Annotated in this window: 20 protein-coding genes; 15 read left to right on the top strand and 5 right to left on the bottom strand. The window is 60.1% G+C overall.

Annotation, left to right across the window (positions count from 1 at the left end):
- Nucleotides 1-662: type VI secretion system-associated FHA domain protein TagH (gene tagH / locus GIV26_RS07980; protein WP_236280011.1), on the bottom strand; the 662-nt coding region annotated here is incomplete at its 3' end.
- A gap of 393 nt (nt 663-1,055) precedes the next feature.
- Between tagH and tssA the strand changes: the two genes are divergently transcribed.
- The 13 genes from tssA (at nt 1,056) to GIV26_RS07915 (ending at nt 18,864) form a co-directional block, all read left to right on the top strand.
- Nucleotides 1,056-2,072, top strand: coding sequence for a type VI secretion system protein TssA (gene tssA / locus GIV26_RS07975; RefSeq protein ID WP_236280009.1), 1,017 nt, complete (start codon nt 1,056-1,058; stop codon nt 2,070-2,072).
- Nucleotides 2,073-2,126: 54 nt separating this feature from the next.
- Nucleotides 2,127-2,633: a type VI secretion system contractile sheath small subunit gene (tssB, locus tag GIV26_RS07970; protein ID WP_003195557.1), complete on the top strand. Its 507-nt coding sequence runs from the start codon at nt 2,127-2,129 to the stop codon at nt 2,631-2,633.
- Between the two features lie 2 nt (nt 2,634-2,635).
- Nucleotides 2,636-4,132, top strand: a complete 1,497-nt coding sequence (tssC, locus tag GIV26_RS07965; RefSeq protein WP_003195559.1) for a type VI secretion system contractile sheath large subunit — start codon at nt 2,636-2,638, stop codon at nt 4,130-4,132.
- Between the two features lie 155 nt (nt 4,133-4,287).
- Nucleotides 4,288-4,776, top strand: coding sequence for an Hcp family type VI secretion system effector (locus tag GIV26_RS07960; RefSeq protein WP_003195562.1), 489 nt, complete (start codon nt 4,288-4,290; stop codon nt 4,774-4,776).
- 72 nt (nt 4,777-4,848) lie between these two features.
- On the top strand, nt 4,849-5,364 hold the full coding sequence (gene tssE, locus GIV26_RS07955; RefSeq protein ID WP_034129256.1) for a type VI secretion system baseplate subunit TssE: 516 nt from the start codon (nt 4,849-4,851) through the stop codon (nt 5,362-5,364).
- Entirely contained in the window at nt 5,361-7,220 is a 1,860-nt protein-coding gene (gene tssF, locus GIV26_RS07950) for a type VI secretion system baseplate subunit TssF (protein ID WP_054896053.1), read from the top strand. The genes tssE and tssF overlap by 4 nt, the downstream gene beginning before the upstream one ends.
- Entirely contained in the window at nt 7,184-8,227 is a 1,044-nt protein-coding gene (gene tssG, locus GIV26_RS07945) for a type VI secretion system baseplate subunit TssG (protein ID WP_034129114.1), read from the top strand. The genes tssF and tssG overlap by 37 nt, the downstream gene beginning before the upstream one ends.
- A complete protein-coding gene (tssH, locus tag GIV26_RS07940) occupies nt 8,220-10,880 on the top strand; it encodes a type VI secretion system ATPase TssH (protein WP_072445651.1) in 2,661 nt (886 codons plus the stop codon). Before tssG ends, tssH begins: the two co-directional genes overlap by 8 nt.
- A gap of 156 nt (nt 10,881-11,036) precedes the next feature.
- Nucleotides 11,037-12,983, top strand: a complete 1,947-nt coding sequence (locus GIV26_RS07935) for a type VI secretion system Vgr family protein (protein WP_054896055.1) — start codon at nt 11,037-11,039, stop codon at nt 12,981-12,983.
- 15 nt (nt 12,984-12,998) lie between these two features.
- A complete protein-coding gene (locus tag GIV26_RS07930; RefSeq protein ID WP_054896056.1) occupies nt 12,999-13,433 on the top strand; it encodes a DcrB-related protein in 435 nt (144 codons plus the stop codon).
- A gap of 14 nt (nt 13,434-13,447) precedes the next feature.
- The gene (locus GIV26_RS07925) at nt 13,448-17,749 is read left to right on the top strand and encodes an RHS repeat-associated core domain-containing protein (protein ID WP_236280007.1); all 4,302 of its coding nucleotides are present in this window, start codon (nt 13,448-13,450) and stop codon (nt 17,747-17,749) included.
- 2 nt (nt 17,750-17,751) lie between these two features.
- On the top strand, nt 17,752-18,336 hold the full coding sequence (locus tag GIV26_RS07920; protein WP_044269927.1) for an SMI1/KNR4 family protein: 585 nt from the start codon (nt 17,752-17,754) through the stop codon (nt 18,334-18,336).
- 153 nt (nt 18,337-18,489) lie between these two features.
- On the top strand, nt 18,490-18,864 hold the full coding sequence (locus tag GIV26_RS07915) for a DUF4259 domain-containing protein (RefSeq protein WP_044269929.1): 375 nt from the start codon (nt 18,490-18,492) through the stop codon (nt 18,862-18,864).
- A 103-nt stretch (nt 18,865-18,967) separates the two neighbouring features.
- On the opposite strand, the gene GIV26_RS07910 is transcribed toward GIV26_RS07915, so the two are convergent.
- The 3 genes from GIV26_RS07910 to GIV26_RS07900 all read right to left on the bottom strand — a co-directional run bounded on the left by GIV26_RS07910 (nt 18,968) and on the right by GIV26_RS07900 (nt 20,786).
- Nucleotides 18,968-19,243, bottom strand: a complete 276-nt coding sequence (locus GIV26_RS07910) for an HU family DNA-binding protein (RefSeq protein ID WP_003195589.1) — start codon at nt 19,241-19,243, stop codon at nt 18,968-18,970.
- 190 nt (nt 19,244-19,433) lie between these two features.
- Nucleotides 19,434-20,582 (bottom strand): NAD(P)/FAD-dependent oxidoreductase, encoded by a 1,149-nt coding sequence (locus tag GIV26_RS07905; RefSeq protein ID WP_003195591.1) that lies wholly within the window; start codon nt 20,580-20,582, stop codon nt 19,434-19,436.
- A gap of 36 nt (nt 20,583-20,618) precedes the next feature.
- Entirely contained in the window at nt 20,619-20,786 is a 168-nt protein-coding gene (locus tag GIV26_RS07900; protein ID WP_014720509.1) for a rubredoxin, read from the bottom strand.
- A 195-nt stretch (nt 20,787-20,981) separates the two neighbouring features.
- On the opposite strand from GIV26_RS07900, the gene GIV26_RS07895 reads away from it, so the two are divergent.
- The gene (locus GIV26_RS07895) at nt 20,982-21,545 is read left to right on the top strand and encodes a chorismate--pyruvate lyase family protein (protein ID WP_034129121.1); all 564 of its coding nucleotides are present in this window, start codon (nt 20,982-20,984) and stop codon (nt 21,543-21,545) included.
- Nucleotides 21,545-22,435 carry a 4-hydroxybenzoate octaprenyltransferase gene (gene ubiA / locus GIV26_RS07890; protein WP_014720511.1) on the top strand — a complete coding sequence of 297 codons (891 nt, stop codon included), beginning with the start codon at nt 21,545-21,547 and terminating at the stop codon, nt 22,433-22,435. Before GIV26_RS07895 ends, ubiA begins: the two co-directional genes overlap by 1 nt.
- Nucleotides 22,436-22,554: 119 nt before the next feature.
- Here the strand turns inward: ubiA and GIV26_RS07885 are convergent, their stop codons facing one another.
- Nucleotides 22,555-22,932, bottom strand: coding sequence for a COG4315 family predicted lipoprotein (locus GIV26_RS07885; RefSeq protein WP_236280005.1), 378 nt, complete (start codon nt 22,930-22,932; stop codon nt 22,555-22,557).
- Nucleotides 22,933-23,020 lie beyond the last annotated feature (88 nt).

Raw genomic sequence — 23,020 nt, 5'->3', positions numbered from 1 at the left:
GCATTGACGACGGGGGCGGGCGCGTCGCTGAACAGGTCCCAGTCTTCGGGAATCACCGAGCCTTGCACCAATGGCTTTTCGGGCGCCGGTCCGGCCACTGGAGCCGGGGGGCGAAAATCGTGTTGCTCGGACGGCACATGATCCGCCACGGTAGGCGGCGGCACGGCGGTGGGGCTGAGGAAGTCGAACAGGTCTGGCAAGGTTTCCATGGCCGAGGCGCGCTGGAACTGCGGCGCGATCATCGGTGTGGGCGCAGGTTGGCTCGCCACGGCGCCCATCAGCGCTTCAAAGCTGTTGGGTGAGTCACCGGCAAATGGCTGGCTGTCGATGGCCTGCACGTTGAAGTCGATACGCGCCTGGATTTCGTAATCGCCGATGCGGATCAACTCACCATCTTGCAACGGCTCGCTGTTACCCCGACGCATACGAATACCCGCCTTGACCAACTCCACACCATTGGTGCTGTTATCGGTCAAGTAATAACGGCCATCTTTGTATTGAATAACGCAATGTTGCGAAGAGACGAGACGCTCAGGGTCGGGCAATACCCAGTCATTGTCAGAACTGCGGCCAATAGCCATCACGCCCTGATCCATGGACTTTTCGGGGCATTGCCCAGGGGTGATCTTGTGATAACTAGTGATAGTCAAACACAGCGACATCTTGCCTCCTTGCTGATACATCGCGCGCAGTCTACCCAGGAGGCAGCACCGCCCTGGAGAGTCCCGTCCTGTCGTACAAACGACCGCCAAAATCTGCTTTTACCAGCATGATCGCTGATCTTAACTGGCTTCCATGACAAAAATCCGCTCTGGGCGCGCCTTTCGACTCGCCAGTCGCGCAGGTTGTTAAACACCGCACATCTGTCACAGAGGGCGAATAGCTTACCTTGACAAGCCATAAGTACTACACCAAAAATGCACAACTTCTTGAACATCAGTGATGGCACAGTAGTGGCGCACTGAGTGTATGACCAAGAAAACATGCAAAGTTCATTACGCAACTAGTGCATGAATTGCCCGCCATCCAGCGGGCCGATAAGGAGATCGAATTCAGTGGATGTGCCGTTGCTGCTCACCGCCGTTTCCGCGACGTCGCCTTGTGGCGGGGACATGGAATATGACGCGCAATTTCTGCAATTGGAACGTGATGCCAAGGGCCAACCCGAACGCAGCATGGGCGACTCGATCCTGCCCGCTGAGCCGCCCGAGTGGCGCAGCATCCAGCAGCAAAGCCTCGACCTGTTGCAGCGCAGCAAAGACCTGCGCATCACCCACTTTCTGCTGCAAAGCACCCTCGCCCTCCAGGGTGTGGCCGGGCTGGCCGAAGTCCTCACGCTGATCAACGCCTTGCTGCGCCAATACTGGGCCGATCTGCACCCGCGCCTGGATGCCGACGATGACAACGACCCCACCGTGCGCATCAACGCCCTTACCGGCCTGACCTGCGAAACCAATATTCGGCTGCTGCGCGAAAGCATCCTGACACGCTCGCGCACCTTCGGGCCCGTGAGCCTGCGCGCCGCGCTCAACGCCAGCGGCCTGCAGAGTTTTGCCGATGAACAGTTGGGCAACCAGCAACTCAACGCCGCGTTCCTGGACAGCGACCCCGAACAACTGCAAGCCACCCGCGACGCCTTGAGCGCGGCGCGCACGGCGTGCGAGGCCATTGAGCAACAGGTCAATGACCAAGTCGGTTCCGCCCAGGGCGTGGACCTCAGCGCCTTGAAGCAGCCGCTCAAACAGGCCCTGCAACTTCTCAATCAAGCGGTGCCAGGCACCGACAGCAGCAGCGATCCCGAGGCCGTCAGTGAAGACAATGCCCCCTCGGTCGACGCCGCCGCGCCCGCAGCCCCTCGCCCGACGGGCGACATCGCCACCCGCGACGATGTGCTGCGCAGCCTCGACAAAATCCTTGCGTACTACACCCGCCACGAGCCTTCGAGCCCGCTGCCGGTGCTGTTGAACCGAGCCAAGAATCTGGTACATGCCGACTTTGCGGCCATCGTTCGCAATCTGATTCCCGATGGCATGTCCCAATTTGAAAACCTGCGCGGCCCCGACAGCGAGTAAGCCGCCGGACCGTGCAGTAACAACACCGTCGCTCAAGCGACCAGGAGCAGCAACGTGGCGAAGCAAAGTTCTCAGAAATTCATCGCGCGCAACCGTGCGCCTCGAGTGCAGATCGAGTACGACGTCGAGCTTTACGGCGCCGAGAAAAAGGTCCAGCTGCCCTTCGTGATGGGCGTGATGGCCGACCTCGCCGGCAAGCCTGCCGAGCCGCTGGCACCCGTGGCCGACCGCAAGTTCCTTGAGGTGGACGTCGACAACTTCGACTCACGCCTCAAGGCCATGCAGCCACGCGTCGCGTTCCACGTACCCAATGAGCTGACAGGCGAAGGCAACCTGAGCCTGGACATCACCTTCGAAAGCATGGACGACTTCAGCCCGGCCGCCGTGGCCCGCAAGGTCGACTCGCTGAACCAGCTGCTCGAAGCCCGCACCCAATTGGCCAACCTGCTGACCTACATGGACGGCAAGACTGGCGCTGAAGAAATCATCATGAAGGCGATCAAGGACCCGGCATTGCTTCAGGCACTTGCCAGCGCGCCCAAGCCTGCAGGGGAGCAGTAATCATGACGGACAATACCGCCCGCGAAGGCAGCCAGATCCTGGGTACCACCGAAGAAGCCAGCGAGTTCGCGAACCTGCTGCTGCAAGAATTCAAGCCCAAGACCGAGCGTGCCCGCGAAGCCGTTGAAACCGCGGTGCGCACCTTGGCTGAACAGGCCCTGGCGCAAACCGACCTGGTGTCCAACGACGCGATCAAGTCGATCGAATCGATCATCGCCGCCATCGACGCCAAGCTCACCGCCCAGGTCAACCAGATCATCCACCACCAGGATTTCCAACAACTGGAAAGCGCCTGGCGTGGCTTGCATTACCTGGTCAATAACACCGAGAGCGATGAGCAACTGAAGATTCGCGTGCTCAACATCTCCAAGCCAGACCTGCACAAGACCCTGAAGAAATTCAAGGGCACCGCGTGGGACCAGAGCCCGATCTTCAAGAAGATGTACGAAGAAGAATACGGCCAGTTCGGTGGCGAACCTTACGGCTGCCTGGTGGGTGACTACTACTTCGACCAGTCGCCGCCCGACGTGGAACTGCTGGGCGAGCTGTCGAAAGTCTGCGCCGCCATGCACTCGCCTTTCATCGCTGCGGCCTCGCCGACCGTGATGGGCATGGGCTCGTGGCAGGAACTGTCGAACCCACGCGACCTGACCAAAATCTTCACCACCCCGGAATACGCCGGCTGGCGCTCGCTGCGTGAATCGGAAGACTCGCGCTACATCGGCCTGACCATGCCGCGCTTCCTGGCACGCCTGCCGTACGGCGCCAAGACCGATCCGGTGGAAGCCTTCGCTTTCGAAGAAAACACCGACGGCGCCGACAGCTCCAAGTACACCTGGGCCAACGCCGCCTACGCCATGGCGGTGAACATCAACCGTTCGTTCAAGCACTACGGCTGGTGCTCGCGCATCCGCGGCATCGAGTCTGGCGGTGAAGTGGAAAACCTGCCGGCCCACACGTTCCCTACCGATGACGGTGGCGTGGACATGAAGTGCCCGACCGAAATCGCCATCAGTGACCGCCGTGAAGCGGAACTGGCGAAGAACGGTTTCATGCCGCTGCTGCACAAGAAAAACACTGACTTCGCCGCGTTCATTGGCGCCCAGTCGCTGCAGAAACCTGCCGAATACGACGACCCGGACGCCACCGCCAACGCCAACCTGGCCGCACGCCTGCCGTACCTGTTCGCCACCTGCCGTTTCGCCCACTACTTGAAGTGCATCGTGCGCGACAAGGTCGGCTCCTTCAAAGAGAAGGACGAAATGCAGCGCTGGTTGCAGGACTGGATCCTCAACTACGTCGACGGCGACCCGGCGCACTCCACCGAAACCACCAAGGCCCAGCACCCGTTGGCGGCGGCCGAAGTGATCGTGGAAGAAGTCGAAGGCAACCCGGGGTATTACAACTCCAAGTTCTACCTGCGCCCGCACTATCAGCTTGAAGGGCTGACGGTGTCGCTGCGCCTGGTATCGAAACTGCCTTCGGCAAAAAGCGCATAAGTAACGATTGAGCTAGCTCGTTCCCACGCTCCGCGTGGGAATGCCGCCCGGGACGCTCTGCGTCCCGGTGACGCGTAGCGTCACAGGACGCGTTACCACGCAGAGCGTGGGAACGATCACCCAATCAAGTGGCATGGGCCACACAGGGAGAAAACATGGCTGTTGATATTTTCATCAAGATCGGCGACATCAAGGGCGAGTCCATGGACAAGGCCCACAAGGACGAAATCGATGTGTTGAACTGGAGCTGGGGCATGTCCCAGTCCGGCAACATGCACGTCGGCGGTGGCGGTGGCGCGGGCAAGGTGAATATCCAGGACCTGTCGCTGACCAAGTACGTCGACAAGGCTTCGCCCAACCTGATGATGCACTGCGCCAGCGGCAAGCACATCGACAAGGTCAAGCTGACCGTGCGCAAGGCCGGTGGCGAGAGCCAGGTCGAGTACATGGTGATCAACCTGGAAGAAGTGCTGGTCACCTCCTTGAGCACCGGCGGTTCGGGCAGCGATGATCGCCTGACCGAAAACGTCACCCTGAACTTTGCCCAAGTGATGGTCGACTACCAGCCGCAGAAAGCCGACGGCACCAAAGACGGCGGCGCCATCAAGTTTGGCTGGAACATCCGTTCCAACACCAAACGCTGATAGCCCTTGTGGCCGTGGCCCGGTGCCACGGCCATTGTGTCCCTCTCGCAACCCGTCCGTGGAGCTGCTTTGGTGGTAACTGAAATCGCTTCCCGCGACCGTCTGCAACCGTCCCTGCTGGACCGGTTGACCGACGAAGACCCGACCAACCCCAAGGAAAGCGCCGACAAACGCGTGCTGTCCCTGACCCAATTGAAGGCCTCGGTGCTGCGTGACCTGGCGTGGTTGCTTAACACCACCTCGTTACTCGATACCGATGCCACGCTGCACACCCCGGCCGGCACTTCGGTGGTCAATTACGGCCTGCCGGCTCTGGCGGGCAACAGCGCTTCGAGCGTCGATATCAAAGCCCTGGAAGCCTTGATTTACCAGGCCATCGCCACCTTCGAGCCGCGTATTTTGCGCCACACATTGCGGGTCAAGGCGCGCATGGGCCATGGCGAGATGAATCACAACGCCCTGAGTTTCGAGATTGAAGGCGACCTGTGGGCACAGCCGGTGCCGTTGCGTTTGCTGTTGCAGACCGACGTGGACCTGGAGTCCGGCCATGTGCGCGTGCTGAATGCCGACCAGCGGAGACGCCCATGAACCCGCGCCTGCTGGAGCTGTACAACCAGGAACTGCACCACGTGCGCGAAAGCGCTGCCGAGTTCGCCAAGGAATACCCGAAGATCGCCAGTCGGCTGACCCTGTCCGGTATGGACTGCGCCGACCCGTACGTCGAACGTTTGCTTGAAGGCTTCGCCTATCTCACGGCCCGCGTGCAGCTCAAGCTCGACGCCGAGTACCCGACCTTCACCCACAACTTGCTGGAAATCGCCTACCCGCACTACCTGGCACCGACGCCGTCGATGACCGTAGTGCAACTGCAGACCGACCCCGATGAAGGCTCCCTGGCCGGCGGTTTCCCGCTACCCCGTGATACGGTGCTGCGTGCCGCCCTGGGTCGTGAAACCCAGACCTGCTGCGAGTACCGCACCGCGCACCCGGTGACGCTGTGGCCTTTGCAGGTCAACAACGCCGAATATTTCGGCAACCCCGCCGCCGTGCTCGGGCGCCTGGCCGCCAGCGAACCGAAAGCCAAGGCCGGCCTGCGCCTGACCCTGCGCACCGGTGCCGAGCTGCCGTTCAACAGCCTCGACCTGGATACCTTGCCGCTGTACCTGAGCGGCGCTGATGAACAACCGTTTCGTCTTTACGAACAACTACTGGGCAACGCCTGCGCGGTGTTTGCGCGCCAGCCCGGTGGCGATTGGGTCGAGCGCCTGCCCCAGGGCGCGTTGCGCTCGCGGGGGTTCGATGATGCCGATGCGGCCATGCCGGTGGTAGCGCGGGCGTTCCAGGGCTATCGCCTGTTGCAGGAGTACTTCGCCCTGCCCCATCGCTTCCTGTTCGTTGAGTTCGCCGAGTTGAGCCGTGCGGTCAAACGGTGTGACGGCCAGGAGCTGGAACTGATCGTGCTGTTCGACCGCCACGAACCGAGCCTGGAAGGCAGTGTCGGCGCGGCGCAGTTCTTGCCGTTCTGCACGCCCGCCATCAACCTGTTCCCCAAGCGCGTGGACCGCATCCATTTGTCCGACCGGGTCAATGAACACCACGTGATCGCCGACCGTACGCGGCCGATGGATTTCGAGATTCACTCCTTGAGCGGCATTACTGGCCATGGCACCGGACCGGAGCAGCCGTTCTTGCCGTTCTATGCGGTGCGCGATCCGTCGCGCTATGGCCGCGACCAAGCGTATTACAGCGTGCGCCGCGAGCCGCGTGTGCTGTCCAGCGATCAGCGCCGCAATGGCCCGCGCTCCACTTATGTGGGCAGTGAAACCTTCGTCAGCCTGGTGGACAGCCGCCAGGCGCCGTATCGCCATGACCTGCGCCAGTTGGGCGTGACGGCACTGTGCACCAACCGGGACCTGCCGCTGTTCATGAGCGTGGGCAACGGCAAGACCGACTTCACCCTGGCCGACAGTGCGCCGGTACTGGCCGTGCGGTGCGTCGCCGGGCCAAGCCGCCCGCGTGCCAGCCATGCGCATGACGCCAAGGCCTGGCGCCTGATCAGCCAGTTGTCGCTCAACTACCTGTCCTTGAGCGAAGAGGGCCAGGGCGCCGGCGCCTTGCGCGAACTGCTGCGCCTGTACGGCGACAGCAATGACGCCGCCCTGCAATTGCAGATCGAAGGCCTGCGCGAAGTCAGCAGCAAGGCGGTGACTCGACGCCTGCCGATGCCTGGCCCGATTGTGTTTGGCCGCGGCCTGGAAATCACCTTGGAGTTCGATGAAAACGCGTTTCGCGGCACCGGCGTGTTCCTGCTCGGTGCAGTGCTGGAGCGCTTCCTGGCACGCTACGTGTCGATCAACAGCTTTACCGAGACGGTAATCCGTACCACCGAACGCGGCGAGATCATGCGATGGAAAGCCAAGCCCGGACGGCGTCCGACCCTGTGAGAACCCTGGACGCGATGCACCAGGAGCCCTGGGAATATGACTTCTTCCAGGCATTGCGGCGTATCGAGTGCGAAACGCCCGAGCTGCCACGCCTGGGCCATTCCCTACGCCTGGCCGATGACCCGCTGCGCCTGGGGCAGCAGGCCGATTGCACCTTCGCACCCGCCACCCTCGCCTCGGTCGACCCCGGTGGCGACGGCAAGCCGGCGCGGTTGGAGCAGTTCTTTTTCGGCCTCGGCGGCCCCAACGGGCCGCTGCCGCTGCACATCACCGAGTACGTGCGCGAGCGCCAACGCAACAACGCCGACAGCACCAGCAAGCAGTTCCTGGATGTATTCCACCATCGCCTGCTGACCCTGTTCTATCGGGCCTGGGCCGAGGCGCGGCCAACGGTCAGCCATGACCGCCCGGACGATGACTACTGGTCCGCCCGCCTCGCCGCCCTGAGTGGCCGCGGGATGCCGAGCCTGCTCAATCAAGGGCTGATCCCCGATACCGCGAAGCTGCATTACAGCGGCCATCTGTCGGCGCAAACCCGCTACCCGGATGGCTTGAAAGCGATCCTCAGCGAGTACTTCGGCCTGCCGGTAGAGATCGAGGAATACGTCGGCCAATGGCTGGAACTGCCCGAACGCAGCCGCGTGGGGGTCAGCGCCAACCAGTTGGGCGTGGACTTCTGCCTGGGCAGCCACGTGTGGGACCGCCAGCACAAATTCCGCATCCGCCTGGGCCCGCTCACGCTGGATGACTACATGGGCATGCTGCCCGGCCAACAGCCGTTCAACGAGCTGGTGGCCTGGGTGGCCGAGTACCTGGGCCATGAATTGGACTGGGACTTGAACCTGGTTTTGCAACAACCCGAAGTTCCGGCGCTGCAACTCAACGGCCAGTTCCGCCTGGGCTTCAACACCTGGCTCGGCCAACCTGCGCATGACGCCAACGATCTAATCCTGGCCCGGCATTACGCCGACCACGCCACCACCTCAAGGAATCCAGAGCATGGGTGAAATCAGTCGCGCCGCACTGTTCGGCAAACTCAACAGCGTGGCCTACAAAGCCATCGAAGCCGCCACCGTGTTCTGCAAGTTGCGGGGCAATCCGTATGTGGAACTGGCCCACTGGTTTCACCAGTTGCTGCAACTGCAGGACTCGGACCTGCACCGCATCATCCGCCAGTTCAACGTGGAGCCGGCGCGCCTGGCCCGTGACCTCACCGAAGCCCTGGATCGCCTGCCGCGTGGCTCGACGTCGATCACCGACCTGTCGTCCCACGTGGAAGAAGCCGTGGAACGCGGCTGGGTGTATGGCAGCCTGATGTTCGGTGAAAGCCAGGTTCGCACCGGTTATCTGGTGCTGGGCATCTTGAAGACACCGAGCCTGCGCCATGCGCTGCTGGGTTTGTCCGGCGAGTTCGACAAGATCAAGGCCGAGGCCCTGAGCGAGCGCTTTGATGAATACGTCGGTGACTCGCCAGAAAATGCCTTGAGCGCCAGCGATGGCTTCAATGCCGGCGTCCCTGGCGAGGCCAGCGGTGCCATGGCGCCCAGCGCGATGGGCAAGCAGGAAGCGCTCAAGCGCTTCACTGTGGACCTGACCGAACAGGCCCGCAGCGGCAAGCTCGACCCAATCGTGGGCCGTGACGAGGAGATTCGCCAACTGGTGGATATCCTCATGCGTCGGCGCCAGAACAACCCGATCCTCACTGGTGAGGCCGGGGTGGGCAAGACCGCCGTGGTCGAAGGTTTCGCCCTGCGTATCGTCGCCGGTGACGTACCGCCTGCGCTCAAGGACGTGGAACTGCGCAGCCTCGACGTGGGCCTGTTGCAAGCCGGCGCCAGCATGAAAGGCGAGTTCGAACAGCGCCTGCGCCAGGTCATCGAAGACGTGCAGGCTTCACCCAAGCCGATCATCCTGTTTATCGACGAAGCCCATACCCTGGTAGGTGCCGGTGGCGCCGCCGGCACCGGTGACGCGGCCAACCTGCTCAAGCCTGCCCTGGCCCGTGGCACCTTGCGTACCGTGGCTGCCACCACGTGGGCCGAGTACAAAAAGCACATAGAGAAAGACCCGGCCCTGACCCGCCGTTTCCAGGTGGTACAGGTTGCCGAGCCGTCGGAAGACAAGGCCCTGCTGATGATGCGCGGCGTGGCTTCCACAATGGAAAAACACCACCAGGTGCAGATCCTCGACGAAGCTCTGGAAGCCTCGGTGAAGCTCTCCCACCGCTACATTCCGGCGCGCCAGTTGCCGGACAAGTCCGTGAGCCTGCTGGACACCGCCTGCGCCCGCGTCGCCATCAGCCTGCACGCGGTCCCCGCGGAAGTGGACGACAGCCGTCGCCGTATCGAAGCCCTGGAAACCGAGCTGCAAATCATCGCCCGTGAGCATGCGATCGGCATTGCCATTGGAGCGCGTCAAACCCATAGCGAAGCGCTGCTGACCGCCGAACGTGAGCGTCTGACCACGCTGGAAAGCCGTTGGGCCGAAGAGAAAACCCTGGTGGATGAGCTGCTCGCCACCCGCGCAACCCTGCGCGAGAAGGCCGGGGTTGTGGACAGCGGCAACGATGAACTGCGTGCAAAACTGGTCGATCTGCAACAGCGCCTCACCGCCCTGCAAGGCGAGACCCCGTTGATCCTGCCGACCGTGGATTACCAGGCCGTGGCCTCGGTGGTCGCCGACTGGACCGGCATCCCGGTGGGCCGCATGGCCCGCAACGAACTGGAAACCGTGCTCAACCTCGACCAGCACCTGAAGAAACGCATCATCGGCCAGGACCATGCCCTGCAAATGATCGCCAAGCGCATCCAGACCTCCCGCGCCGGTCTCGACAACCCGAGCAAGCCGATTGGCGTGTTCATGCTGGCCGGTACCTCGGGTGTGGGCAAGACCGAAACTGCCCTGGCCCTGGCCGAAGCCATGTACGGCGGCGAGCAGAACGTCATCACCATCAACATGAGCGAGTTCCAGGAAGCCCACACCGTGTCCACACTCAAGGGCGCGCCACCGGGCTATATCGGCTACGGCGAAGGCGGTGTGCTGACCGAAGCGGTACGGCGCAAACCCTACAGCGTGGTGCTGCTCGATGAGGTGGAGAAAGCTCACCCGGACGTGCACGAGATTTTCTTCCAGGTGTTCGACAAGGGCGTGATGGAAGACGGCGAAGGCCGGGTGATCGACTTCAAGAACACCCTGATCCTGCTGACCACCAATGCCGGTACCGAACTGATTTCCCACGTCTGCAAGGACCCGGCGAACACCCCCGAGCCCGAGGAAATCGCCAAGGCCCTGCGCCAGCCGTTGCTGGAGATTTTCCCACCGGCCTTGCTCGGTCGCCTGGTGACCATCCCGTACTACCCGCTGAGCGACGAGATGCTCAAGGCGATCACACGCCTGCAACTGAACCGCATCAAGAAGCGTGTGGAGAACACCCATAAAGTCGCGTTCGAGTATGACGACGCAGTGGTCGACCTGATCGTCTCGCGCTGCACCGAAACCGAAAGTGGCGGGCGCATGATCGATACCATCCTCACCAACAGCCTGCTGCCGGACATGAGCCGCGAATTCCTCACGCGCATGTTGGAAGGCAAGGCACTGGCGGGGGTGCGGATCAGCAGTCGGGATAATGAATTGCACTACGACTTCAGCGACACCGAATAACTATTGTTGGAATACGGTCAGTGTGGGAGCTGGCTTGCCTGCGATAGCGGTCTGACATTCAGCATTGATGTTGACTGATCCACCGCTATCGCAGGCAAGCCAGCTCCCACAGTTGATCCGGTTCCGTCAGTGATGACGGTATTTACGGGACTACCGATGCTATTCAACCAAGCCTCACGCCTGGCCAAGATCAACAGCCCCCTCGGGCCGGATGTGCTGCTGCTCAACGAAATGGGCGGCGGTGAAGAGTTGGGCCGGCTGTTCAACTATGAGCTGCAACTGACGTCCCTGGACGCCAACATCGACCTGAACCAATTGCTGGGTAAACCGATGAGCGTCGGCCTGCAACTGGCGGACGGCGGCGAGCGGCATTTCCACGGGATCGTTGCGCGGTGCAGCCAGAACATCGACAAAGGCCAGTTCGCCAGTTACCAAGTCACCCTGCGCCCTTGGCTGTGGTTGCTCAGCCGGACCTCCGACTGCCGTATCTTCCAGAACCTGAGCATCCCGCAGATCATCAAGCAGGTGTTCCGTGACCTGGGTTTTTCCGACTTCGAAGACGCGCTCAGCCGGCCGTATCGCGAGTGGGAGTACTGCGTGCAGTACCGCGAGACCAGCTTCGATTTCGTCAGCCGGCTGATGGAACAGGAAGGCATCTACTACTTCTTCCGCCATGAACAGGACCGCCATGTTCTGGTGCTGGCCGACGCCTATGGCGCCCACACCAGCGTGCCCGGCTACGCGTCGATCCCCTACTACCCCAAGGACGAGCAGCAGCGCGAACGCGACCATATGCACAATTGGCACCTGGCGCAGGAGGTGCAGCCGGGCTCGCTGGAGCTTAACGACTACGACTTCCAGCGCCCCAGCGCGAGCATCGACGTGCGCTCGGCCATGCCGCGCCCGCACACCGCCGGCGACTACCCACTGTACGACTACCCCGGCACCTACGTGCAAAGCGCCGACGGCGAACACTATGCGCGCACCCGCATTGAGGCCCTGCAAACCCTGCATGAACAGATCGAGTTCAGCGGCAATGCGCGCGGCCTGGGCTCGGGCCATCTGTTCAGCCTCACTGGCTTCAGCCGCCAGGACCAGAACCGCGAATACCTGATCGTCGGTTGCCGTTACTTCATCGTGCAGGAAAGCCTGGAAAGCGGTGGCGGTTCAGGCTCGGCGCAGTTCGAAAGCAGCCTGACCTGCATCGACGCCCAACAGAGTTTCCGCCCGCTGGCCAACACTCATCGCCCCATCGTCAAAGGCCCGCAGACCGCGCTGGTGGTAGGCCCCAAGGGCGAGGAAATCTGGACCGACCAGTACGGCCGCGTGAAGGTGCATTTCTACTGGGACCGCCACGACCAATCCAACGAGAACAGCTCGTGCTGGATTCGTGTGTCGCAATCCTGGGCCGGCAAGAACTGGGGCTCGATGCAGATTCCACGCATCGGCCAAGAGGTGATCGTCAGCTTCCTCGAAGGCGACCCCGACCGACCGATCATCACCGGGCGGGTGTACAACGCTGAGCAGACGGTGCCCTACGACTTGCCGGAGAACGCCACCCAAAGCGGCATGAAAAGCCGCTCCAGCAAAGGCGGCACGCCGGCCAACTTCAATGAAATCCGCATGGAGGACAAGAAGGGGTTGGAGCAGTTGTATATCCATGCCGAGCGTAACCAGGACATCGTGGTGGAGGTGGATGAAAGCCACTCGGTGGGGCATGACCGGAATAAGAGCATTGGGCATAACGAGACGGTGACCATCGGCAGCAATCGCCTGCGGGTTGTGCGCAACAACGACACGGTGATCGTGGGCGGTGCCAAGTCCGACAGCGCCGCCACGCACTACACCATCGAGGCCGGCGAGAGTCTTCGCCTGGTGTGCGGCGACAGCGTGATCGAGCTCAAGGCAGGCGGGGACATCAACCTGACCTGCGGCTCGTTCAACCTGTTTTCCAGCGGCAGCAGCAAGATCCAGACAAAGGGCAAATTGGACATCAACCTGGGCAGTGACAAGGGCACATCGCCCGGTGCCCAAGGCGTGCAAAGCACGATCAAGTCCGCCGTCGAGTCAAAATTCCCCGGTAAGCCCGGTGCTGGTCAATAACGAGATTTCGCCACCATGAACTACCTGATCAACGAAGCCCAATTCACCCTGCCCGATGCCGAGGTACAGGACACCTCGATCAATATCCTCAAGTTCGCCAAGCTGAGCACTACCCTGGTGGTGAGCCGCAGCCCCTTGGCCGATGGCGAGAGCCTGCAAAGCAATTTCGAAGGCCAGTTGAAAAAACTCGAACAGCAGGTCCAGGACCTTCGCTATTCCCCGGCGCAAGCGGTCAAGGTCGGTCCAGCGCAGGACATCGACGCGTTTGAAGTGCAGAACCACTTCAGCAAAGGCAGCGACAACATTTACCAATATCAGCTGGCCATGCAGATACCGGGCACACGTCGCTTGATCGCCCTCAGTTACGTCAAGGCCCAGCCCCTGGGCCCGGCCGAGGCGGCGCACTGGGCAACGCTGAAAAGCACACTCAACTTCCTTGCCACGCCTTGAGTCGAGCCTGAGCAATGAGTGAGGACCTTTGGGCCGCCCGCGAAGGCGACGCACTGCTGCACACCTCGGTGATGGCCGACATTCTCGGCGGTGTGCTGGAAGTGGCCGCCTATGCGGCGATCACTACCGTGGGCTGCCTGGCCGTTGCCGGGGCAGTGTTCCTCGCGACCGGTGCGACCATCGCCACCGGCGGTGTGGCCCTGGTGTTGGTGGTGGGCGCGGTCGTCGGCATCACCGCTGGGCTCACGGGGGCTGACTTGAAAATATCCAGTTGGTGCGAGTCCGCCGCCAACTGGGTGTTCCCGCCAGTAATCGATGCGTTCATCACCAGCGGCTCGCACAACGTGTTTATCAATGGCAAAAAAGCTGCCCGTGCAGCCGGCAAGATGACCGCCGTGCCGGTCGCGCCCAGCGAGCCGCCGGCACCCAGCTTCCTGGACATGGCCGGGGAGTTTTTCTCGCAGATGTGGCGCCCGACCGTCGCCTCGCCCGCCCCCGGCACCGAGCCGTGCCCGCTGGATACCGTGGCATGCAACAAGCATCCGCCTATGCCGCTGCAGTTCATTGCCGAGGGTTCCAGTTCGGTGTTCATCAACGGGCAGCCTGCGGCACGCAGCGGGGATCGCAGTACCTGTGACGCCAAGATTGGAACGGCTGAGGGCCTGATTTCGCCGGATGTGCGCATTGGTGGCGAGACCATTGTGGTGCAGGAAATTCGTAGCGGGAAAACGCCGGGGGTGGGGCTGGCGATTGCCGTGGTGATGGCGTTGCGCGGCAACCTGAAATGTTTCTGGACCAAGCTGCCGTGCATGATCGGAGGTGCGTTGGTGGGTGGCGCGATCTCTTACGGGACCGCCAAGGTAACCTCGGCACTCAAGAGCGCCATGAATGGCTCGCCCAATCCGGTGCACAGCGCGACGGGGGCCAAGGTACTGGGCGAAGAGGAGGAGTTGGACTTTGTTCTGCCCGGTCTGCTCCCTATCGATTGGCAACGTTTCTACAACAGTCTCGATACACGTCGCGATGGCCTCTTCGGCGCAGGCTGGAGCGTCGACTATGAGGTGTCCGTCGAAATAGATGCCGATGAAAACCTTTTCTATATCGATGAGCAGGGACGGCGCCTGGAGATCGGTTATATCCCGTTGTCCGGTGGCGCGTTCGATCCCGGCGAAGGCCTCGCGGTGAGACGCAGCGGTGATGGCGCAGTATTGATCGAGAGCATCGACGGTCTGTATCGGCTGTTCGAAATCGACCCGCAGAACAACTCACGGATGCGCTTGCACCTGCTGGGTGATCGCAATGAAGGGCGGATCTTTCTCGATTACGATGCCCAGGGAAGGCTTCACCGCTTGCGTGACACCCATGATTTCATGCACGTCGAGTTGAGTTATACAACTCAGCATCCGCGTCGTGTGAGCCACATCGAGCGGCGATACCTGCGCCAGGACCATTTCAATGCACGCAGCGACGTACTTGTCAGTTATCACTATGACAGCAACGGCGATCTTGCCGAAGTATTGGATGCCCAGGGCACGACCCTACGACGCTTTGCCTACGACAGCAGCAGACGCATGGTCGAGCACCAATTGGCGAGTGGTCTGCGTTGCTTCTACCAATGGGCTCAAGTACCTGGACCAGACGGCCAGGAATGGCGCGTCAGTCGGCACTGGACAGATGCGGGCGATGAATACACCTTCGACTACGACTTGGATGCGGGCATTACACGCGTCACCGATGGGTTGATGCGCGTCAGCACTCGGCATTGGAACCCGCAATATCAGATCACCCGATACGTTGATAACGCGGGCGATATCTGGGAATTCAAATGGAACGAAGATCGCCAGTTTGCAGGCGCGATTGACCCAAAGAACGGCAGATGGCGCTTCTGTTACGACGACTCCGGCAACCTGAATACAGTGACCGACCCGCTGGGCAGGACCCGTGGCACACAATGGCTTGCGCATTGGGCATTGCCTCAGATTGAAACCGACCCTGCGGGCAATAGTTGGCATTACCGCTACGACCAACGTGGCAACTGCATTGAGGAAGTCGATCCACTGGGCAACCGCACGCGCTATGTCTATGACGGCTTCGGACAGCCGGTGCGCATCATCGATGCGACGGAAAAAACCAGAACATTGCATTGGAACGAGTGGAGCCAACTGGTCGAAGAAGTCGATTGCTCCGGTTATTCGACGCGTTATCAATATGACGCGTTTGGCAATCTGGTCGTGCAGACCAATGCCGAAGGTGAATCGGTGCGTTACCGATACGGCCCTCAGGCGCTGCTTCTGGAATGTAAGCTTCCGGACGGCCGCGTCGAACAATTCCAACGCAACGCAAATGGTTATCTGACTGCCCACGTAGACCCTGCCGGTAGCACCACACGCTATGCCTATGACATTCGCGGTCTGGTCAAACAGCGCTGGGACGCGCATAACCGTTCGGTCATGTTCGATCATGATGCCTACGGACGTCTGAGCAAGCTGACCAACGAGAACGGTGAGAGTTATCGCTTTGAGTGGGACGCAGCCGACCGCATGGTGCAGCAGCAAGACTTGGATAAAAGCCGGCGCTGCTACACCTATGATCCGCTGGATGATGTCGTCGCCGTTGACTACCTGCCGGGGACGGAAGGTGAGCCGGTAGCGCCGCTGTCACATCAGTTTCAGCGAGATCCCGTGGGACGCCTGGTCAGCAAAATAACTGCGGACGGTACCACCAGCTACGAGCACGACCTCAACGACCAACTGGTCGGTGTTACTTTCACGGCGCCTGATGGTAGTGAGCAATCACTTGGCTTCAGCTATAACGCCATGGGGCAGCTCCTTGAGGAGAAAAGCTCGGCAGGATCTGTGCAGCATCGTTACGACGAACTGGGGAATCTGATTCAAACCGGCTTGCCTGATGGTCGATGGCTGAACCGCCTGTATTACGGCAGTGGCCACCTGCATCAGTTGAATCTCGATGGAAAGGTTATCAGCGACTTCGAGCGTGATCGCTTGCATCGCGAAGTGCAGCGTACCCAGGGTCAACTCAAGACGAGTACCGCCTATGATCGAAGTGGAAGGGTCCGCTCGCGCCAGCGTCGCAGCATCGATCAGCCGTGGCAGCTGCCACCACTGGTAGAGACCGACTATAGCTACGATCCTAGCGACAACCTGATCGGACGCCGCCGTGTTGACCGCCAGCATGATCGTCAAGAGTATCTGGGCTACGACAGTTCCGGACGCATCCTCGTCAGCCAATGGGGTGGACGGAGCGAGACCTATGCCTATGATGCTGCGGCCAACCTGCTGGACGGACCACAACAAAGCGGTCTGGTACGACATAACCGCCTGCTGACATTTCAGGACAAACGTTATACGTACGACGCTCTTGGACGAATGATTGAAAAGCGTAGCGCTGCGCGCGGCTTACAGCGTTTTGCCTACGACGCTGAAAGCCGACTGGTCGAAGTGCACAATGCAAACGGCAGTGTAGTCAGAATGACGTACGACCCGTTGGGCCGTCGCGTCGAAAAAACCGAGCATGACAACGATGGCTATCGATTGGGCGTGACGCGATTTACCTGGGATGGATTGAGGCTGTTGCAGGAGCACAAACATAGCCAGACCAGCCTTTATGTCTATGAGGAAGAAGGAAGCGAGCCTTTAGCCCGCGTGGACGGTGTCAGCCCGTCGCAAAAAATTCGCTATTACCACAACGACCTCAACGGTTTACCCGAACGTCTGACAGAAGCAGACGGACGTGACACTTGGCGTGCGACGTATACGGTATGGGGCAACACGGTGGAGGAGGTGCGCGAGCCTTACTATATTGAAGAGCAAAACCTGCGGCTCCAAGGACAGTATCTGGACCGGGAGACAGGGCTGCATTTCAATACGTTCAGGTTTTATGATCCCGATATAGGACGATTTACGACTCCCGACCCGATTGGTCTGTTGGGTGGGCAGAATCTATACGTCTATGCGCCCAACCCTATTGCTTGGATAGACCCTGAGGGTCTTAAATGTCACCTGCGACCTTATTTCAAAGCATACGCCCGAATGAAGAAATTCAGAGGGCGTCTGAAAATGGAAGTGCATCATCGAATTCCTCAGATGTATATCGGCGTTAAAAAGTTGTTCCCTGAATCCATGCGAACTTCGTTGTCAAACCTGCAAGGGTTGCCAAGAAACGTTCACAGAAAAATAGTAAGTCCAATGTGGGCAAGCTTCCGGAAAACTAACCCTAAGCCAACCCGTGCCCAAATCGTGAAAAAAGCGATGGAAATCGACAAAGTCATCGCCGAACATATTAACAAGGTTAATTAACCATGAAAGACATAGTCTCAAGCATTGAAAACCTCTCAACCGACCCTGAAAAGATTAAGCTATTTAGATCATATGGCACTATGGTTGTTCTGAAAAACATGGGAAAAGTCACCGGGGGGCTTGACAAGGAGTACATGGCGTTCCTGATGGAGACCAACGGGGCATCTATTCTTGATTACTGTTTTTTAGGTTTCAAAAACCGCGAGCTGGGCTTGAACCTTTATGAAAATGTTATGGATTTCTGGCAAGCAGACAATTCATTAGCCATGAAATTTTGGGCATTCGCGGGCACCAGTGCCGGAGATGCGTTCGGCTATCTGGATTTGAAAAATAAAAAAGGCTCCCACTTCATCGCTTACTACACCCCCGACCAACCCGAGCAAGTCACCGTCATCTCTTCGTGCTTTGAGCTTTTTATGAGGAAGTTCATAACTGAAATTCAGATACTCATTCAAGCCAATGATGATTCGTTTTGGATAGAAGACAACACATGGATGACATCTCAGGAAGGCTCATCAGTTGACGATGTTGAGCTGCAAGACTTTCTTGCAACGAACGGAAGCGCCTACTACAAACTTATCGGGTAATTGCGGCAAACAAGAAGACGGCTTTATTTAATAAACACCTGTCAAGTGAATGCTAAAGATCAAATAAATCCGTCCCCTTTAACCATTCCAACTGGGTCGCAACAGAAAAATCTAAACCATCACGTTTCGGAAAATGTGGCTAAGGAGTCAAAAATGGGCGCCTGGAATTACAACCCTTGGGAAAACGATGAAGCCGCGGACTGGTTTCAGGAGTTCTGGAAGCAACAAAATTTTGCGGTCTTGATCAACGAAATCAGCCAGTTTGATCCCGCTGAAGAACGTTATGACGCCTTTAGGGCTGCCTGTTATCTATTACAAACCCTAGGCAACCCCTATATATGGCCAGCTGAATATCTGGCACAACTCAAACCCCTGATCGAGCAGGCTATTTCAATACTGACCCAACTGATTGATCCGCCCAATGACGAATGGGGGTTTCTTGATATGTGGGGCGACAGTGCCGATGTTATCAACGCAGTGGAGGAACAAATCGACGCTCTGAAAATGCGATTAGGCGAGCTGGCTTAATCTGGCATACGCATCAGCACCCAACAAAAAATGGGCACCCGACCCAGTCGGCGTGCCCATCTTCTTTACCGCCCCGCCTCCCTTCGAGACGGTACCGCTTAACTTACGGGTTGACGCTGTCTTTGAGCGACTTGCCCGGCTTGAACGCTACGGTGTTGCTCGCCTTGATTTTCACTGGCTCACCGGTTTGCGGGTTTTTGCCGGTGCGGGCGCCGCGGTGGCGTTGCAGGAAAGTGCCGAAGCCGACCAGGGTGACGCTGTCCTTGCGGTGCAGGGCGCCGGTGATTTCTTCGAGGACGGCGTTGAGGACGCGGTTGGCCTGTTCTTTGGTGAGATCGGCTTTTTCAGCGATAGCGGCTGCGAGATCTGGTTTACGCATATGTGAAGCCTCTTTGACGGTTTTTTGTTGTTATGTCCGTGCTGCTCTCTGGTGGAGCAGCGCCAAGGCGCCGCAGGCTCTACTCTGCGGCAGACGGGAGTGAGGATGGCATGCCCTCGGGCGCCGCGCCAGTCTCGCGGGGGCCTTTCTCGGGGTATGAACGTGATGTTTGCGACAGAACGGGTGGTATTTACGCCAGTAACGGCGGAAGTTCTTTGTTCAGCGCCAGTTTTTCCATGACAGCGCTGCCAGTCAGTGCGTAACCCAGCAGGCGGCCGCTGGCATCGCGGCACAGGGCCTTGATGTCGGCACCCTGCCCTTCGACACTCCAGACGCCTTCAGTGCCTCGTGGCGCAGGTGATACCACCAGCGGGCACACCGGGGTTTTCACGGTGATGGGCATCGGTCCATAGCTCACCGCCGTGGCATTGCCGGCCAGGGTTTGCGCCAGGGCACGGGCGCAGCTCATCAGCGGCATCACGTACAACAGGTTCAGGCCATCCACCTCGGCGCAGTCGCCCAGGGCATAGATATTGGCGTGGGAGGTCTTGAGGTGGCGGTCCACCATGATCCCGCGGTTGATTTGCAGGCCGGCCGCTGCGGCCAGGTCTACACGCGGGCGCAGGCCAATGGCAGACACCACCAGGTCACAGTGGATCACTTCACCGTCCGACAGGTGCGCTTCAAGGCCATCAGCCGTGCGTTGCAGGCGATTGAGCACCGGGCCCAGGTGGAAACGCGCGCCGATGCCTTCCAGCCCGGCTTGCACCGCTGCGGCTGCCGCCGGGTGCAGCAGGGTCGGCATGACTTGCTCACACGGCGCGACCAGGTCGATTTCATAGCCGCCCAGGATCAGATCATTGGCAAACTCACAGCCGATCAGGCCAGCGCCAAGCAGCAGCACGCGCCGTTTGCCGGCAGCAGCGGCACGAAAGCGTGCGTAGTCTTCCAGGTCGTTGATCGGGAAAATCAGCTCAGCCGCATCGCCTTCGACCGGTACGCGCACGGTTTCTGCGCCCCAGGCCAGGACCAGGTCGCGGTAGGTCACCGCTTCCTCGCCGATCCACAGGCGCTTGTGGCCTGGGTCGATGCCGCTGATGCGCGTATGGGTGCGCACCTGGGCCTTGAGTTGCTCGGCCATGGCGCCAGGTTCGGCCATGCTCAGGCCATCGGCTTCCTTGTTCTTGCCAAAGCCGGTGGAGAGCATGGGCTTGGAGTAGGAGCGTCCGTCATCGGCAGTGATCAGCAGCAACGGGGTCTCGCTGTCGAGCTTGCGAAACTCCCGGGCGACGTTGTAACCGGCCAATCCTGTGCCGATGATCACGACAGGTGCGTTCATTCCTTTCTCCTTGTAGTACGTTTCTTAAATTCGGGATTACGCGATTTCGATCATTTCGAAGTCCGACTTACCCACGCCGCAGTCCGGGCACAGCCAGTCTTCCGGGACGTCCTGCCACAAAGTGCCTGGTGCAATACCGTCATCCGGCCAGCCGTCCGCTTCGTTATAGATAAGGCCACAGACGATACATTGCCACTTCTTCATTACATGCTTCCTCAGGTTCAGGCGTGTTGGCCGGCGGTCGATGGATCCAGCGTTGCCGCGCGGCTCAGGGCGTTTTGTACTGATCGGGGCCGGCAGATGCAAGCACGTTCGACGCAAACGACGGGTTTGGCACGGCAAAAGCCCAGGGTGCCATGGTAAGCTCGCCGCCTCTTTTGCTGCCAATACTGACTCACCGTGCCGCACTCAATCGCCCTTCCCGATGCTTGCCAATGGCTGACCCAGAGCCTTCTGAGCCCCTTGCCCACGCCCTTGACCCTCAACTGGCTGTTTGACGAAGGCTCGCTGACGCGACGGCTGACGTGGCTGTCCAACGAGGGCTTCAGCGTGACGCCGCTGTTCGAAGGCTGGCAACCGTTGCGCGACGACGAATGCGCCGCCCTGGACCTGCCGCCGGCCAGTATCGGTTGGGTACGCGAGGTGTATTTGCGCGGGCACGGCCAGCCTTGGGTGTTCGCCCGCAGCGTGGCGGCCCGCAGTGCCTTGCAGGGCGACGGGCTGCACATGGACGAACTGGGCAGCCGCTCGCTGGGCGAGTTGCTGTTCTGCGACCGCGCCTTTACCCGCCAGGCCATTGAAGTGTGTCACTACCCTCGTGCCTGGCTGCCGACAGCGGACCAGGCCGATAATCTGTGGGCGCGCCGCTCGCGCTTCGACCGCGGGGCGCTGAGCGTGCTGGTGGCGGAAGTCTTCCTGCCCAGTTTCTGGCACGCGCTGCAAGATCATCCGGAGAACTGCTGATGTACCAACGTCTGCTCAAGTCCTTGAACCGCCTGAACCCCAGGGCCTGGGATTTCATTCAGTTGACGCGCATGGACAAGCCCATCGGCATCTACCTGCTGCTGTGGCCGACGCTGTGGGCCCTGTGGATCGCCGGCAAGGGTTCGCCGTCACTGATCAATATCGTGATTTTCGTGCTGGGCGTGGTACTCACCCGGGCCGGCGGCTGCGTGATCAATGACTGGGCCGACCGCAAGGTCGATGGCCATGTGAAACGCACCGAGCAACGCCCGCTGGTTAGCGGCAAGATCAGTTCGAAGGAAGCGCTGGTGTTTTTTGCCGTGCTGATGGGCATCAGTTTCCTGCTGGTGCTGCTGACCAATGCCAGCACCATCCTGCTGTCCCTGGGCGGCCTCGCACTGGCGGCAAGCTACCCGTTCATGAAGCGCTACACCTATTACCCCCAAGTGGTGCTGGGCGCAGCGTTTTCCTGGGGCATGCCGATGGCGTTTACCGCCGAGACCGGCCATTTGCCTGCCACCGCGTGGCTGCTGTACATCGCCAACCTGTTGTGGACGGTGGGCTACGACACCTATTACGCCATGACCGACCGCGATGACGATTTGAAGATCGGGGTGAAATCCACCGCCATTCTGTTCGGTGACGCTGACCGCGTGATCATCCTCACCCTGCAAGGCCTGGCGCTGGCGTGCCTGTTGCTGGCCGGCGCACGGTTCGAGCTGGGCGGGTGGTTCCACCTCGGGTTGCTGGCGGCAGCGGGCTGTTTTGTCTGGGAGTTCTGGTACACACGGGACAGGGACCGCATGAAGTGCTTCAAGGCGTTCTTGCATAATCACTGGGCGGGGTTGGCGATTTTTGTCGGGATCGTGGTGGATTACGCGGTTCGCTGAGGATTCTGTGGTGACTGTTGGGACGCCATCGCGGGCAAGCCCGCTCCCACATTTGACTGTATTCGCAAATCAAAAGTGGGAGCGGGCTTGCTCGCGAAGGCCTCCAAGCCGCCGCTTAGTCAGGGCTTGATGATGTGCCAGACGCTACCTTTGCCATCACCGGTCTTGTCACCGGCTTTCTTGTCGTCCTTGTAGGTGTAGACAGGCTTGCCTTTGTAGGCCCACTGGCTGGTCTGGTCGTCGCGGGTGATCACCGTCCAATCGCCGGTCTTGGTGTCGGTGGACTCTGCCTTCAGCGGTGGCCAGTTGGTCGCGCACTGGTCCTTGCACACTGATTTGCCATCAGCGTCCTTGTCGAAGGTGTAGAGCGTCATGCCCTTGTGGTCCACCAACGTCCCGTCTTGGGTCATCGCCGGCTCTGCCGCAAACGCCAACCCTGGCAGCGTCAACACCGCAGATACCAGCAGGGTTTTCCAGGAAACAGTGCTGTAAGTCATCGGAACCTTCCTTTTGTGGTTGTCAGGATTCGGACCCAAAGGGTAGTTCAGAGTGCCGTTAATTGCCCAAGCGACTAAATTACTGTCA

Origin of the sequence: Pseudomonas sp. PA-1-3F, from assembly GCF_021609665.1 — a bacterium.
GTDB classification, from domain to species: domain Bacteria; phylum Pseudomonadota; class Gammaproteobacteria; order Pseudomonadales; family Pseudomonadaceae; genus Aquipseudomonas; species Aquipseudomonas paracarnis.
Note: the sequence above shows the minus strand (reverse complement) of the source record. Positions and strands in the feature narration are given on the sequence as shown.